The organism is Rathayibacter sp. AY1C9, from assembly GCF_002932315.1.
Classification (GTDB): domain Bacteria; phylum Actinomycetota; class Actinomycetes; order Actinomycetales; family Microbacteriaceae; genus Rathayibacter.
Genome location: NZ_PSVZ01000005.1, coordinates 1 through 12072, shown reverse-complemented (window position 1 = coordinate 12072; position 12072 = coordinate 1). Strand labels below are relative to the sequence as shown.

Sequence of the window (12072 nt, the reverse complement as noted above, 5' to 3'; positions counted from 1 at the left end):
GCTGAGACGTGGAGGCCCGCAGGCGCTGCTCAGAACTCCTCGTAGTTGTAGGGCTCAGGGTCCTCGTCGATCACGGGGCGCGCGATCGTGGCGCGGTTGCTCTTGATGCGGGAGCGGATGTCCTCGACGGCGGCCTCGACGGCGCCGGTGGTCGACTCCTCGTCCTTGATGGAGACCTCGACGGGGACGGCGACGAGCTCGCTGCTCGCGTCGAGCGTCATCTTCGCCTCGATGAGCTCGCCGTCCTCGGTGAACGCCGGGACCGTGACCGCTTCGGAGTGCTCCTGGCGGTCGATCGCGGTCACCAGGTCGAGGAGGGCCTCGGTCACGGCGTCGGTCGTCACGAAGCTCTTGGAGGCGTAGGTCAGCTGCTGCATGCCTCCACTCTCCCGAACGGGAGCGCCCCTCGCGCGGGGTTGCGCCTCGTCGGCCCAGCCCGTAGCGGAGGGGCAGCACGACCGGCGCGGGCGCGAGGAGTCAACCCTCTAGGCCGCGATCCGCGCGTCCGCTTCCCTGGTGGCGGGGCCTCGGGAGGAGGCGCGGGGGTCTCGGGATCCCGGGGCCCCGGCACTCGATCGGGAGGGGACCGGATGCGGCGTCGGGGACTCCGCGGCGACCGGGCGTTCCAGGGCGGCCTCCTGATCGGAGTCGGCCTCATGGCGGCCGTCGACGAGATCGTCTTCCACCAGATCCTCGCCTGGCACCACTTCTACGACCGCTCCACTCCGGCGATCGGCCTTCTCTCGGACGGGCTGCTGCACGCGGCCGAGATCCTCGCACTCGTCGGCGGCGGCTTCCTGCTCGCCGACGCCCGGCGCCGATCCGCTCTGCGTCCGCGCACGGCGTGGGCCGCGGGGCTCACAGGGGCGGGACTGTTCCAGCTGTGGGACGGAGTCGTCGACCACAAGCTGCTCCGCGTGCACCAGGTCCGCTACGACGTCGACCTGCTCCTCTACGACTCCGCCTGGATCGCCTCGGGAGCGGTGCTGCTCGCGGCGGGGCTGCTCCTCCTGCCGCGGCGACGGCGTGCGACGGCGTGACCCCGCACGCCGACCACTCCCTGCTCGACCCGGGCCTGCTGCTCCTGGTCCCGCTGGCCGCGGCGGCGGCACTCGGAGGGGGCGCCGCGGCACTCGAGCGGCGGCGCGGACGGCCGTGGCCGCTCCACCGCACCGCCCTGCTCCTCGGCGGGCTCGCGACCGCGGCGCTCTGCTTCACGGGTCCGCTCGCGGAGTGGTCGCACGCGGATCCGCGCGGGGCGATGCTGACGCACCTGGTCCTCGGGATGCTCGCGCCGCTCCTCCTGGTGCTCTCGGCCCCCGTCACCCTGGCCCTGCGCGCGCTCGACGTCACGGCTGCCCGGCGGCTCTCGCGGCTGCTCCGGAGCCGCCCGGCCCGTCTCCTCGCCCACCCCGTGACGGCGCTCCTGCTCTCGACGGGCTCCCTCTGGCTCGTGCACGCGACCGGACTGCTCGCCGCCGCGCACGCGGATCCGCTGCTGCACCTCGCACTCGGCGTGCACTTCCTGCTCAGCGGCTGCCTGCTGACGGCGGCGCTCGCCGGAGTCGATCCGAACCCGCACCGCGCCCCGTTCGGCCTGCGCCTGGGTGTGCTCGGAGCGGGCATCGCCGCGCACGGGCTGCTCGCGACCGTGCTCTACGCGGAGGCTCCGGACGAGACCGGACGCCAGGCGGCGCTCCTGCTGTTCTACGGAGGCGACCTGCTCGAGACGGCGCTCGCCGTGGTCGTCTGCGCCCGGCGCTTCGCGGCGACGGCGCCCCGGCAACCCCCTCCGCCGAGCGCGCCCTGCTCCCTACGCTCGGACGCATGCTCCTCATCTTCGGGACCCGAGCCGTCGAGGACCTCCTCCGGACGCTCGTCTTCGTCTGCCGCGTCTGCGGGCAGCGCGACGAGCAGCGGATCCTCCGCCGCCGGACGCGCCTCTCGCTCTTCTTCGTCCCCGTCCTGACCGTCTCGACCCGCTACCTGCTCGAGTGCTCGCACTGCGGCACCGTGTCCCCGATCAGCAAGGAGGAGGCGCAGGGCTCCGTCCGCTGGGCCGGCAACTCCGACCAGTGACCGCCCCGAGCGGGAGGCTCCCGCGGTGCGCTCAGCGCACCGGAGCCGGTACCGCCACGGGACGCGCGGCGACCGCGGCCGCGCGCCGCGTCGCCCAGTTGTTGAGCAGCAGCGCCGTCACGACGATGGCCGCGCCGAGCAGGGCGACGGGCCCCGGCCGGTAGCCGCCCGCCATGCTGATCGCGAAGGTCGTCACCGGGACGAGGTTCTGGAAGAGCGTGCCGTTGAGGGCGCCGAGCAGCTTGATGCCCGTGTTCCACAGCAGCACGGCGACGACGCCGGCCAGGAGTATCAGGTAGGCCAGCTGCGGCCAGGCCGCGAGCACCTCGGCCCCGGTCGGCGGGTGCGCGGAGCCGGTGGCCGTCGCCACGGCGACCGCGACGGCGATCGAGGGGCAGCCGAGCGCGGTGGTGAGCGTCGAGTACCGCAGCGCCGACCAGCCGGGGAACGCCGCGGCTCCGCGCGTGTAGACGACCCAGCAGATCGCTCCGAGTAGGGCGAGCAGCTCGCCGAACCCCAGCTCGCCGTCGAGGAGGAGGGCGACGTCGCCGCGGGTGACGACGAGCGCGACTCCGGCGAGCGCGAGCAGGATGCAGCCGACGGTGGCGGCAGGCGGCAGGCGACGCGCGCCGATGCTCGCGAGCACCGCGCCGATCGCGGGCATCATCCCCATCATCAGGCTGACGTTCGGGGCCGAGGTGAACCGCAGAGCCGTGAAGGCGAGCAGGCCGAAGCCGGCGAATCCGGAGGCGCCGAGCAGCGCCAGCCGCCACCCGCGGCCGTCGAGCCGGAAGGCGCGGAGCCCCTCCGCCCGGGCGAGCAGCAGGGCGAGGACGACCGCGGCGGCCGTGTAGCGGATGAGGGTCATGAAGAAGGAGTCGACCGTCGCCGCGATGCTGTCCGCGACCGGGAGCATGCCGCCCCAGAGGATCGGCGGGATCAGGCAGAAGAGCAGACCTCGCGACCGCATGGCGCCCCTGACCCGTCGGGTGCGGCCGCCCCGGGCGGGGGCCGTCGCTCGATGGTGGACCCCGGCGGCTCGACGCACAAGAGCGCCGCCGACCCCCGAACGGCCCGTCGCGGGGCCGAGCGGAGAGGGGTGCGCCGGGTGTGGAGGAGGCTCGGCGAGCCGACTGACCTGGTACGACGAGGACGAGGGAGCCGCAAGGACCTTGCGTGGCCCCTTTAGGGTGACAAAATTCACTTGCTTCCATCATCTCCGTGCCCCTAGGTTGATCGCAGCACCCCCCGATGCTGTCCTCTGTCAGGCCCTGCTCCGATCCCCCCGTCGGACGCCGATCCTCACTCGGGTCGCGCCCACCCCGGCGACGACCTCCGTTCCGCGCGGGCGCTCATCAGCGCACATCGGCCCCCGGCCGCGGAGAGGAACAGTCATGAGCACACAGCCCGGCCACGGCGCGGACGAGCCGGCGGCTCCCCGTCGCCGGGCGACCTGGGAGGCGCACGACGAGACGGCCTCGCGCCCGCTCTCGGGACGCCGTGCCGCCCGCCCCGGGCGCGAGCGGGTCTCCGCTCCGCGCCGCCTCGCGTCCGCGCTGCCTGCCGGAGCGGTGACGATCCCCGCTGGAGCGGTGACGATCCCAGCCGCCCCGACCGCGCTCCTGGAGCGCTCGGCCGCCCCGACCGCGCTCCTGGAGCGCTCGGCCGCCCCGACCGCGCTCCTGGAGCGCTCGGCCGCCCCGACCGCGCTGCTCGAGCGTCCGCCGGCCCCCGCCGCGGTCCTCGAGCGCACCGTGCTCCCCGCCGTCGACGCCGACCGGCTCCCTCCGGCGTCCATTCCGATCCGCGGCACGCGCCCCCGCAGCGGCCGCCGCGCCTCGTCGCGCATCGGCGACCTGGTCGCCGCCCTCCCCGCCCACAACGAGGAGGCCGGGATCGCCGCGGCGATCGAGGGCCTGCGGCGGCAGACGTGGCCGCCGGACCGGATCGTCGTCATCGCCGACAACTGCACCGACGCCACGGTCGAGATCGCTCTCGCGCACGGCGCCGAGGTGTTCGTCACCGTCGGGAACAGCCACAAGAAGGCGGGCGGCCTCAACCAGTTCCTCGCCGAGGTCCTCCCGGGGCTGCAGGCCGACGACCTGGTGCTCGTGCAGGACGCCGACTCCGCGCTCGACCCCGGGTTCCTCGAGATCGCCCGCGGCAGGCTGCACGGCGGCATCGGCGCGGTCGGAGGAGTGTTCCGCGGCGGCGAGGGCGGCGGCTTCGTCGGCCACCTCCAGCGCAACGAGTACGCGCGCTACGCCCGCGACGTGCGCCGCCTGAACGGGAAGTGCCTGGTCGTCACGGGCACCGCGGCCGTGCTCCAGGTCGCCGTGATGCGCCGCATCAGCGCGGCCCGCCTGGCCGGCTCCCTCCCCTCCGGAGACGGCATCGGCGGCATCTACGACACCACCGTCCTCACCGAGGACAACGAGCTCACGTTCGCGATCCGCCACCTCGGCTACGACGTGCTGAGCCCTGCCGGCTGCACCCTCGTCACCGAGGTCATGCCGACCTGGGGAGACCTCTGGCGTCAGCGCCTGCGCTGGAAGCGCGGAGCGGTCGAGAACTGCGTGCAGTACGGCTTCACGCGGGTCACGGCTCCCTACTGGGGGCGCCAGCTGCTCACGATGCTCGGCTGCATCATCACCTACGTCTACCTGGCCACGATCGTCTACGCCGTCGGCTGGGGCGAGCTGAGCCTCCAGCCGTTCTGGCTGGCCGTCACCGCGATCTTCGTCGTCGAGCGGATCGTGACGGTCCGCGACCGCGGCTGGCGGTACATGCTCGCCGCCGCGTCGATGTACGAGCTCGTCGTCGACCTGTTCCTGCAGGTCGTCCACACCAAGGCCTACCTGGATGCGCTGACACGCCGTCGGCGCGACTGGTGAAACAGAGAGAGAGACATGTACAACCACATCGGAACAGCCGCCGGAGCCGGAGTCGGTGCCGGAACGCTCGCCATGACCGGGTTCGACTCGGTCTGGCTGGCACTCGCGGCCTTCGCCCTCATCGCTGCGGGGACCGCCGTCCTGCGCATCGCTCCTCGCCGCAAGCGCGAGGTCTGAGACACGGTGGCGGGCGGGGGACAGCCCGCGCCCGTCACCGTCCCACGACCGCCGTCGCCGCGGAGGTCCGGCTCGCGGTGGAGTAGCCGGTCTTCGTCCCGGTGACTGTCAGCGTGATCCGCTTCCCCGCCTGAGCCTTCGTGAGCGTGAACCGCGGCGACGTCGCTCCCGCGATGGCCGCGCCGTCCGCCTTCCACCGGTAGGTGAGGTTGACGGGAGTCGGCGTCCACGGACCCGGGGCTGCCGTGAGCACCGCTCCGACCCGGGCCGTGCCCGTGACGGTCGGCGTCGCGGCGCCGAGGGTGCCGGCGGCGACCGGTGCGGTCGGCTGCGAGGTCGTCGGGCCGGAGCCGTCGGCGGCGCTCACCGTCACGGTCACCCGCTTGCCGACCGCGGAGGAGGGGACCACGAGATCCGGACCCGTCACTCCCGCGATGTCGACGCCTCCCGCCGCCCAGCGATGCACGAGCGGTCCCGTCCGGCCGGCGGAGGAGGACAGGGTCGCGCCCACCGCGGCGGTCCCGACGACGACCGGAGCCGGCGCCGCGTCGGACCGGTAGACCGCGACGTGGTCGACGAGCATCGTCCCGCCGGAGCTCTTCGGAGCGGCTGCACTGTCGCACCCGCACACGCCGTTCGGCAGCCCGCCCCCGATGGCGAGGTTCAGGATCAGCAGCACGTCGTTCGGGACCGCGGCCTGCCACGCGGCCGTCCCCACCTCCGACTCCCGCACCACGTGCCGGGTGACGCCGTCGACGAGGAACTCCACGCGCTCGTCGCCGGGCACGGTCCGGTCGAGCAGGGCGGAGTAGCGGTGGAACCCCGTCACGCAGGACGCGCAGTCCAGCATCCCGCTCGTCCGGCCGACGGGCTCGTCGCAGGGGCCGCCGTCCGGCACTCCGCAGTGCAGCGTCTGGATCACCTGGGCGGTGCCGTTGACGGCCTCGAGCATGTCGAACTCGCCGGTCGCCGGCCAGTCGATGACGGCGTTCGCGTCCCGCCCGAGAGCCCAGAAGGCGGGCCAGTAGCCGGTGGCCTGCGCGACGTCCGGCAGCTGGATCGAGGCGGTCATCAGCAGTCGGCCGCCCGCCGGCGCCGAGAACGACTTGTCGGCGGTGACGATCCGCCCGGAGGTCCAGGCTCCGGCGGAGTCGCGGAGGGCGCGGATTCCCAGAGCGCCGCCGCCCGTGAGGAAGACGTTCGCCGTCGACGCGGTCGTCCGGTCGACCGCCCCGGTGCCCCAGGTGCCGACCTCGTGCTCCCACTGGCTCCCGACCGGCGCGCCCGCCGGCCCGGTGAAGTCGTCGCGCAGGAGCGTGGTCCAGCCCGGGGCGTCGGCGGGTGCCGCCGTGACGGCCTGGCCGGCGGACGAGGCGGTCGGAGTCGTGGACGCCGGTGCGAGGGCGGCGACCGCCTGCGGGGGTGTCGCCGCCAGCACTCCGAGGCACAGGGCTGCGAGGGCGAGGGCGAGTCGCGGCCGGTCGAGGAGTCGTGAAGGCATGGCGAGTCCTCTGCGTCGAAGGGGCGCGCAGCTGCACGCGCCTCGACGCTAGTGAGGAGTACTCGCTCTCCCCCCACCCTCCAGGCGGGGTGATCTCCGGCACGAAAGCTCACGACCGGGCTCGGCCGGGCCGGGTCCAGGGTGCTGGCAGAGGGGCGGCCGCCGTCGCCTCCGATCGCCCGTTCGAAGGAGAACACCATGCACCGTCGTTTCACGGCCACGCTCGCCGCGATCGCCCTCGCCCTCGGAGGGGCCGTCGCCGTCGCTACCCCCGCCTCCGCCGGGCAGCTCGTCTACCGGAACGGCGGCCCGGGCAACTGCTACGAGGTCCGCTCGCAGCGCGACTCCCTGGGTCGCGCGCAGGTCACGGTGTGGTGGCACTGCGACCAGGCGAGCAACGTCAAGGTCATCTGGAGGAACGGCCCGGACAGCGGCTGCAACACGATGAGCGTCATCAACCGCAAGTTCAGCGACAGCTCGGGAGTCGCGTCCCGCTTCGACCGCCTCGTCTCCTGCTGACCCGGACGGGCTGCCCCTGATCCCTTCCGCGAGACGCCACCTCGGTACGCGGCACGCCGCGCGAGGTACTCGGGTGGCCTCTCGCGGGAGGGGGGCGGCGGCGGCCCCGCTCAGTGCTCGGCGCGCCCCGAATCCTCGATGAGGCGCACCTTCACGTTCACGGCGAGCGGCCCCGAGACCGACGGGTCGGCGGCGAGCAGCGCGTGCATCCGCTCGCCCACCAGGCGGAGCGTCTCGGGGGCCGGCAGTGCGGCGGACGCGGCGATGTGCGCGCTCACCGTGGTGAACCCCTCCGACCGGTCGATGTCGACCAGCACGTCGGGCTGCCGCAGGTCCAGCTTCACGGCGAGCGCGTCGGCCGCGGCCTCGACGATCGGCTGGGCGGGGTAGACCCCCGCGACTCCCTCGATGTCGCGGATCTCGGCGGTCAGCCGCTGCGAGAGCTCGGTGTCGTCGGTCATTCCCGCTCCTCCCGGTGGGGGTACACGTCGTCGACGGTCACGTCGATCGCGCCGACGGTCAGCTCGGTGTGGCGCTCCAGGGCGTAGCGGATGCGCTCGCGCAGGCGGTCGGCGGCCACGGCGACCGGCAGGCCGAACTCGAGGGCGCAGGTCACGTCGATCCGCACCACCGCGCCGGGAGCCGAGACGTCGCCGTCGAGGGTGCAGCGGCCCATGATGACGCCGCCCATCGTGTCGCCGGCGCGGCGGATCATCCCGCGCACGGCCGCCTCGGTGAGCGCCAGGCGGAGGGTCGGGTCGGGGTGGCGGACGGGGATGTCGCGGCCGGAGCGCACCTCGGAGCGGATCGCGTCGAGCAGGCCGGCGATCCAGACCTCGTCGCGGTCGGGCTCGCGGTCGGCCTCCTGGCGCAGCGCCCGTGCCGAGAGCTCGGTGAGGCGGGTGAGGTTCGCGAGAGCGAGCCGGCACGCGGCGGAGTTCTCGATCGAGGGGTCGCGCGGCTCGCGGCCGCGGTCGAGGTACTCGCCCAGCTCCTCGAGCGTGTGGCCGTCGAGGTCGTCCTCGGGCACGGCGGCGTCGTCGGTCATCGCCATGCCTCCAATTCGTGGAGCAGGAATCGACGGGCCCGGGCGAGGAGGCCGCGGACCGTCGAGACGGGGAGTTCGAGAGCGTCGGCGATCTCCTGGTAGCTGTAGCCGGCGGTCTCGCGGAGTAGCCAACAGCGTCGCTGATCAGCAGGCAATCGGTCCAGCGCTTCCCAGACCGCGTCCAGCTGGAGTCGCGCCTCCACGATGCGCTCGGGGGAGTGCTCGGGCGGCGCGGGCGGGTCCCAGTCGTCGATGTCGTCGTGGCGGCGGCGGACGCGGATCCGGTCGATCGCCTTGTGGGTGACGATGCGCATCAGCCAGTTGCGGATGTGCGCCGGGCTGTCGAGATCGGCCAGACGCCGCCAGCCGGTGAGGAACGCTTCCTGCACCACGTCCTCGGACTCCGCCTCGGAGCCGAGGAGCTTCGCGGCGTAGACGCGCATGAGCGCGCCGTGGCGGCGGGCGAGCTGCTCGAACGCCTGCACGTCGCCGTCGACGGCGCGCGCGGCGAGGGTCGCGTCGGACGCGTTCAGGAGGGGGTCGTCGTCGATGAGCGCCTCCTCCGCGGTCCCGCGCGCGGTGTCCCGCGCGCCGATGCCCTCAGTGTGGGGCGCCGTCCGGCATGACTACCAGCCTTGACAACGGGCCGCCGAATCCGCTGGCCGGATTGCGAGTGCCGCCGATGGGGGACGCCTCGAGACGGGATTCGTGACATTCCGGCTCCTCGACACGTCTTGATTCCGTACCCCTCGTGCGTCCCCCCGAGCGCACGGACCCCGAACCCGGAAGAAGTCCCCCATGCACTGCTCCCTCCGCCGCCGCCCCGGGCGGACGTCATGAGCGAGTCGACCTTCACCCTCGGCAGCCCGTTCGCGGGCGACGAGCGGGCCGACCGGCGCTACGAAGCCTCCGGCGACGATCCGTCCGCCGCGTCCGCCGTCTACTCCGAGGCGTACGGCGGAGGCGAGTTCCGCGTCGCTCCGTCGCAGCGCGGCTTCTCCTACCGCTACGCCGTCCGCGGCAGCGACCGGGTGACCCTGCGCACCTCCGACTGCTCCGGCGCCCTCACCGGCCAGGTCCCCCACCTGAAGGAGTACGTCGTCGGGTGGTTCCGCGCCGGCGGCGGACGCCTGAACCTGCCGCCGTTCACCCGGACCGGCGCGCTGTCCGCCCCGTTCCTGTTCCCCGCGGAGCGCCAGTTCGGGCTCGAGTTCGAGCCGCACCGGCAGAACCTCATCCACTTCGCCCCCGGGTTCCTCGAGGACGTCGCGACCGAGACGCACGCCGGCCCCCGCCAGCCCGTCTCCTTCGACCACGGGGCGGACGCCGACCCCGGCGTCCTCGCCCGCTGGCGCGCCGCGGTGACGGAGGCGAGCGCCGCGCTCGCGACGGCCGCGATCACTCCGCTCGTGCGCTTCACCGCCGAGCTCGACCTCGCCCGCGTGCTGCTCCTGCTGTTCCCGTGGCGCGCGTGGGACGTGCCGGCCGTGCTGCGGCGCCCGTCCGCCTCCCGCACCCGGGTGGCGCTCGACTTCCTCCAGCACCACGCCCACGAGCCGATCACCCCGGCCGACGCCGCCCGCGCGGCCGGACTGCACACCCGCACACTGCAGCAGGCGACGAAGCGGCACCTCGGGGTGTCGCCGTCGGTCTACCTGCGCGACGTGCGCCTGGACCGCGCCCACTCCGACCTGGTCGCCGGCGACCCCTGCTCGACCACCGTCGCCGCGGTCGCCCGCGAGTGGGGCTTCGGCAACCTCGGCCGCTTCGCGAGCGCGTACCAGGTGCGCTTCGACGAGAAGCCGAGCCACACGCTGCGCCGCTGACGCGCAGCCCCAGCGTGCCCGAGGGCCCGGACCGTCTCAGGACGGTGCCGGGCCTTCGTCGTCTCCGGGTGCGTCCCGGGGGACCGTCTCGGAGGACGGCTCCGGCTCGCGGGGTGGAGTGACGCTCAGCCGGCCGGCAGCGCGGAAGGAGCTCGCCGAGGTCATCGGCTTCCTCGCCTCGGACGCCGCCGCTGAGATCGTGGGCGCGGAGATCGTGGTCGACGGCGGCACGGTCCGCACGGTCTGAGGCCGCCCAGCCGCTCCGGCCTCCTCGTGAGCGGTTGCTCATCGACGTCGCCAGATGGGGCGCCACGCGAGAACGAGTCACCGAAGACCGCCTCACCCCTACCCCGCACCAGACCCTCATCGCCGACGCCGACCCTCGAGGGCGTACAGCCGGTCGATGCAGCGCCGTCCCCAGAACGGTCTTCGGTGGGTGGAGCAGTCGCGATAGCGACGGAAGCAGTGGTGGCGTTCTGCCGGGCAACGCTCGCCTACGACACCTGGATCGGCGAGCTCTACCCGTTCGTGAGTTAGTAGCCAGCAGTGGCCTACAGGACGGTGGACCCTGTGAGCGTGCCCTGCATGAGCACCACAGGCGCTACGACCATCCGAGACGGTGATGACGCGTTCACGATGCGCATCCTTCTCCCCACGGACGCGGGGGAGTACCCCATGTACGTCCACCGCAAAGCGGAGAGCACTCCCTGGGCCGTCACGTCGACGCGCTCACCCGCCTGAACCGCGCGCGGCGTCGGCCTGGCGATGATCAGCCACACCATGTCCGACCTCCTCGCACTGGCCTCCTCGGAGGATCAGATGAAGGCGAAGGGCTTCGTGGAACGCTCCGGCATGGTCATCTGCGGCGGCCTCCCCGGCGCGGAAATGCCGCTGCTGACCTCGGCCGTGCCGATGTCGATCGCGGAGCAGGGGATGCTCACCTCCTGGCAGGACCCGCCCGCCTGGGACCCCGTGTCCGGGCACGAGTCCGAGCCTCCCGGCCGAGGCCGCTTCCTGATCAAGGTCGGCGGACGTCCCGGGATCCCGGTGCGCGTCGAGCTGACCGCGGCGGAGAGGGAGGTCAACGACACCAACAAGTTCTGGCACGCGACCTCCCGCGCCGGCCGCGCAGCGGAACCGCTACCCACCGATCCCGTCAACGTCGAGATCCTGCCGTGAGCGTCCTCGTCGCGCTCGGCGCGAGCTGCGTCGCAGCCAGCGCCGGCGGCGCCTCGATCGTCAGCGCGCTCCGCGCCCGCCAGCGGACGGCGGACCGCGACCGGTTCCTGCTCACCCTCTGCTGGACCGGCGTCGGGCTCATGGCGGGCTTCGTCGCCTGGGACCAGTGGGACCGGGTGATCGCGTGAGCTGCCCGTCGACGCTCGCGTTCGAGGGCTACCGCTGGACGTGCCAGCGATCCGCCCCGGGAGAGCACGGCTACCACACGACCGACCTCCCCGTCTCCTTCGCGGAGCGGGGCCTCGCGGTCCTCTCCTGGGGAACCTCGCACCAAGCACCCGCCGATGACTGCACCCCGCGGTGGGTCGGCCCGATCTACACGGAGGAGTCCGCATGAGCGCCACCGCCAACAACCGCCGCCGCGAGCCCGGCAAGGCCAATAACGACGCTCTGATGCTCGGCGCAGCCCTCGCGGCGATCGCTGCAATCGGCATCGTCTGGGTGGACGTCGCGGTCGGGTCGCAGCTCGACGGAGTGAACGAGGGTCTGCCCTCGGATCCGTTCGACATCATCTCGGGCCTGTTCCGCGGCCGAGTGGTGTGGTCGACGTCCGCAACGATGATCGCCGCGGCCGCGGCCGCGGCCGCGGCCGCGGCCGCTGTCGCCGTCATCGTCCTCGTGGGCCTCTGGCTCGTGTGGATGCGCTCGCTCGGACGGAAGAACCGCTCAAGCGTCGACCACGCCGCCCGATACATGGCGACCCCGCGCGACCTGGCGCCGATGATGCGCAAGGAGGCGTTGAAGAAGTCCGCCCGCCTCGGCGTCGCTGAGAACCCCGGCGTCCCGGTG

15 protein-coding genes and 2 pseudogenes are annotated in these 12072 nt (G+C 73.4%); 11 read left to right on the top strand and 6 right to left on the bottom strand.

What is annotated here, in order from left to right:
• Positions 1 to 29: 29 nt before the first annotated feature.
• Entirely contained in the window at positions 30 to 377 is a 348-nt protein-coding gene (locus C5D09_RS05335) for a hypothetical protein (protein WP_104223965.1), read from the bottom strand.
• Positions 378 to 590: 213 nt separating this feature from the next.
• Here C5D09_RS05335 and C5D09_RS05330 point away from each other — a divergent pair, with 213 nt between their 5' ends.
• From C5D09_RS05330 to C5D09_RS17970, 3 genes are read left to right on the top strand one after another with little or no spacing between them, the layout of a single operon-like run.
• Complete coding sequence (locus C5D09_RS05330) at positions 591 to 1040, top strand: DUF2243 domain-containing protein (RefSeq protein WP_104268776.1); 450 nt, start codon at positions 591 to 593, stop codon at positions 1038 to 1040.
• On the top strand, positions 1037 to 1969 hold the full coding sequence (locus tag C5D09_RS05325; protein WP_104268775.1) for a cytochrome c oxidase assembly protein: 933 nt from the start codon (positions 1037 to 1039) through the stop codon (positions 1967 to 1969). Before C5D09_RS05330 ends, C5D09_RS05325 begins: the two co-directional genes overlap by 4 nt.
• On the top strand, positions 1921 to 2079 hold the full coding sequence (locus C5D09_RS17970) for a hypothetical protein (RefSeq protein WP_374953265.1): 159 nt from the start codon (positions 1921 to 1923) through the stop codon (positions 2077 to 2079). The genes C5D09_RS05325 and C5D09_RS17970 overlap by 49 nt, the downstream gene beginning before the upstream one ends.
• A gap of 31 nt (positions 2080 to 2110) precedes the next feature.
• On the opposite strand, the gene C5D09_RS05315 is transcribed toward C5D09_RS17970, so the two are convergent.
• Positions 2111 to 3049 carry a DMT family transporter gene (locus C5D09_RS05315; RefSeq protein ID WP_104223969.1) on the bottom strand — a complete coding sequence of 313 codons (939 nt, stop codon included), beginning with the start codon at positions 3047 to 3049 and terminating at the stop codon, positions 2111 to 2113.
• 424 nt (positions 3050 to 3473) lie between these two features.
• Between C5D09_RS05315 and C5D09_RS05310 the strand changes: the two genes are divergently transcribed.
• Positions 3474 to 4973, top strand: coding sequence for a glycosyltransferase family 2 protein (locus tag C5D09_RS05310; protein WP_104268774.1), 1500 nt, complete (start codon positions 3474 to 3476; stop codon positions 4971 to 4973).
• Between the two features lie 15 nt (positions 4974 to 4988).
• Positions 4989 to 5150, top strand: a complete 162-nt coding sequence (locus C5D09_RS17410) for a hypothetical protein (protein WP_167305255.1) — start codon at positions 4989 to 4991, stop codon at positions 5148 to 5150.
• 34 nt (positions 5151 to 5184) lie between these two features.
• On the opposite strand, the gene C5D09_RS05305 is transcribed toward C5D09_RS17410, so the two are convergent.
• Positions 5185 to 6651: a family 16 glycosylhydrolase gene (locus tag C5D09_RS05305; RefSeq protein WP_104268773.1), complete on the bottom strand. Its 1467-nt coding sequence runs from the start codon at positions 6649 to 6651 to the stop codon at positions 5185 to 5187.
• Positions 6652 to 6849: 198 nt separating this feature from the next.
• Here C5D09_RS05305 and C5D09_RS05300 point away from each other — a divergent pair, with 198 nt between their 5' ends.
• The gene (locus C5D09_RS05300) at positions 6850 to 7170 is read left to right on the top strand and encodes a hypothetical protein (protein ID WP_104268772.1); all 321 of its coding nucleotides are present in this window, start codon (positions 6850 to 6852) and stop codon (positions 7168 to 7170) included.
• 110 nt (positions 7171 to 7280) lie between these two features.
• On the opposite strand, the gene C5D09_RS05295 is transcribed toward C5D09_RS05300, so the two are convergent.
• The 3 genes from C5D09_RS05295 to C5D09_RS05285 are packed head-to-tail and all read right to left on the bottom strand — an operon-like array spanning position 7281 to position 8703.
• Positions 7281 to 7631: a hypothetical protein gene (locus C5D09_RS05295; RefSeq protein WP_104223972.1), complete on the bottom strand. Its 351-nt coding sequence runs from the start codon at positions 7629 to 7631 to the stop codon at positions 7281 to 7283.
• Positions 7628 to 8218 carry an Asp23/Gls24 family envelope stress response protein gene (locus C5D09_RS05290; protein ID WP_146076902.1) on the bottom strand — a complete coding sequence of 197 codons (591 nt, stop codon included), beginning with the start codon at positions 8216 to 8218 and terminating at the stop codon, positions 7628 to 7630. Before C5D09_RS05290 ends, C5D09_RS05295 begins: the two co-directional genes overlap by 4 nt.
• Entirely contained in the window at positions 8215 to 8703 is a 489-nt protein-coding gene (locus C5D09_RS05285) for an RNA polymerase sigma factor (RefSeq protein ID WP_244248147.1), read from the bottom strand. Before C5D09_RS05285 ends, C5D09_RS05290 begins: the two co-directional genes overlap by 4 nt.
• A 351-nt stretch (positions 8704 to 9054) precedes the next feature.
• Here C5D09_RS05285 and C5D09_RS05280 point away from each other — a divergent pair, with 351 nt between their 5' ends.
• From C5D09_RS05280 to C5D09_RS05260, 5 genes and pseudogenes are all read left to right on the top strand, one after another.
• Complete coding sequence (locus C5D09_RS05280; RefSeq protein ID WP_104247226.1) at positions 9055 to 10044, top strand: helix-turn-helix transcriptional regulator; 990 nt, start codon at positions 9055 to 9057, stop codon at positions 10042 to 10044.
• 118 nt (positions 10045 to 10162) lie between these two features.
• Positions 10163 to 10291 carry an SDR family oxidoreductase gene (locus tag C5D09_RS17065; protein ID WP_146085602.1) on the top strand — a complete coding sequence of 43 codons (129 nt, stop codon included), beginning with the start codon at positions 10163 to 10165 and terminating at the stop codon, positions 10289 to 10291.
• Between the two features lie 472 nt (positions 10292 to 10763).
• Positions 10764 to 11223: pseudogene (locus C5D09_RS05275) on the top strand (ATP/GTP-binding protein); the annotation flags it as partial.
• Positions 11220 to 11411 (top strand): hypothetical protein, encoded by a 192-nt coding sequence (locus tag C5D09_RS05270; protein WP_104268771.1) that lies wholly within the window; start codon positions 11220 to 11222, stop codon positions 11409 to 11411. The pseudogene C5D09_RS05275 and the gene C5D09_RS05270, both read left to right, overlap by 4 nt.
• Positions 11412 to 11616: 205 nt before the next feature.
• Positions 11617 to 12072: pseudogene (locus tag C5D09_RS05260) on the top strand (hypothetical protein); the annotation flags it as partial.

What these genes read in the sequence shown, in the direction of transcription:
- C5D09_RS05335 (WP_104223965.1), bottom strand. Translation starts at nt 377, where the DNA reads ATGCAGCAGCTGACCTACGCCTCCAAGAGCTTCGTGACGACCGACGCC.
- C5D09_RS05330 (WP_104268776.1), top strand. Translation starts at nt 591, where the DNA reads ATGCGGCGTCGGGGACTCCGCGGCGACCGGGCGTTCCAGGGCGGCCTC.
- C5D09_RS05315 (WP_104223969.1), bottom strand. Translation starts at nt 3,049, where the DNA reads ATGCGGTCGCGAGGTCTGCTCTTCTGCCTGATCCCGCCGATCCTCTGG.
- C5D09_RS05310 (WP_104268774.1), top strand. Translation starts at nt 3,474, where the DNA reads ATGAGCACACAGCCCGGCCACGGCGCGGACGAGCCGGCGGCTCCCCGT.
- C5D09_RS17410 (WP_167305255.1), top strand. Translation starts at nt 4,989, where the DNA reads ATGTACAACCACATCGGAACAGCCGCCGGAGCCGGAGTCGGTGCCGGA.
- C5D09_RS05305 (WP_104268773.1), bottom strand. Translation starts at nt 6,651, where the DNA reads ATGCCTTCACGACTCCTCGACCGGCCGCGACTCGCCCTCGCCCTCGCA.
- C5D09_RS05300 (WP_104268772.1), top strand. Translation starts at nt 6,850, where the DNA reads ATGCACCGTCGTTTCACGGCCACGCTCGCCGCGATCGCCCTCGCCCTC.
- C5D09_RS05295 (WP_104223972.1), bottom strand. Translation starts at nt 7,631, where the DNA reads ATGACCGACGACACCGAGCTCTCGCAGCGGCTGACCGCCGAGATCCGC.
- C5D09_RS05290 (WP_146076902.1), bottom strand. Translation starts at nt 8,218, where the DNA reads ATGACCGACGACGCCGCCGTGCCCGAGGACGACCTCGACGGCCACACG.
- C5D09_RS05280 (WP_104247226.1), top strand. Translation starts at nt 9,055, where the DNA reads ATGAGCGAGTCGACCTTCACCCTCGGCAGCCCGTTCGCGGGCGACGAG.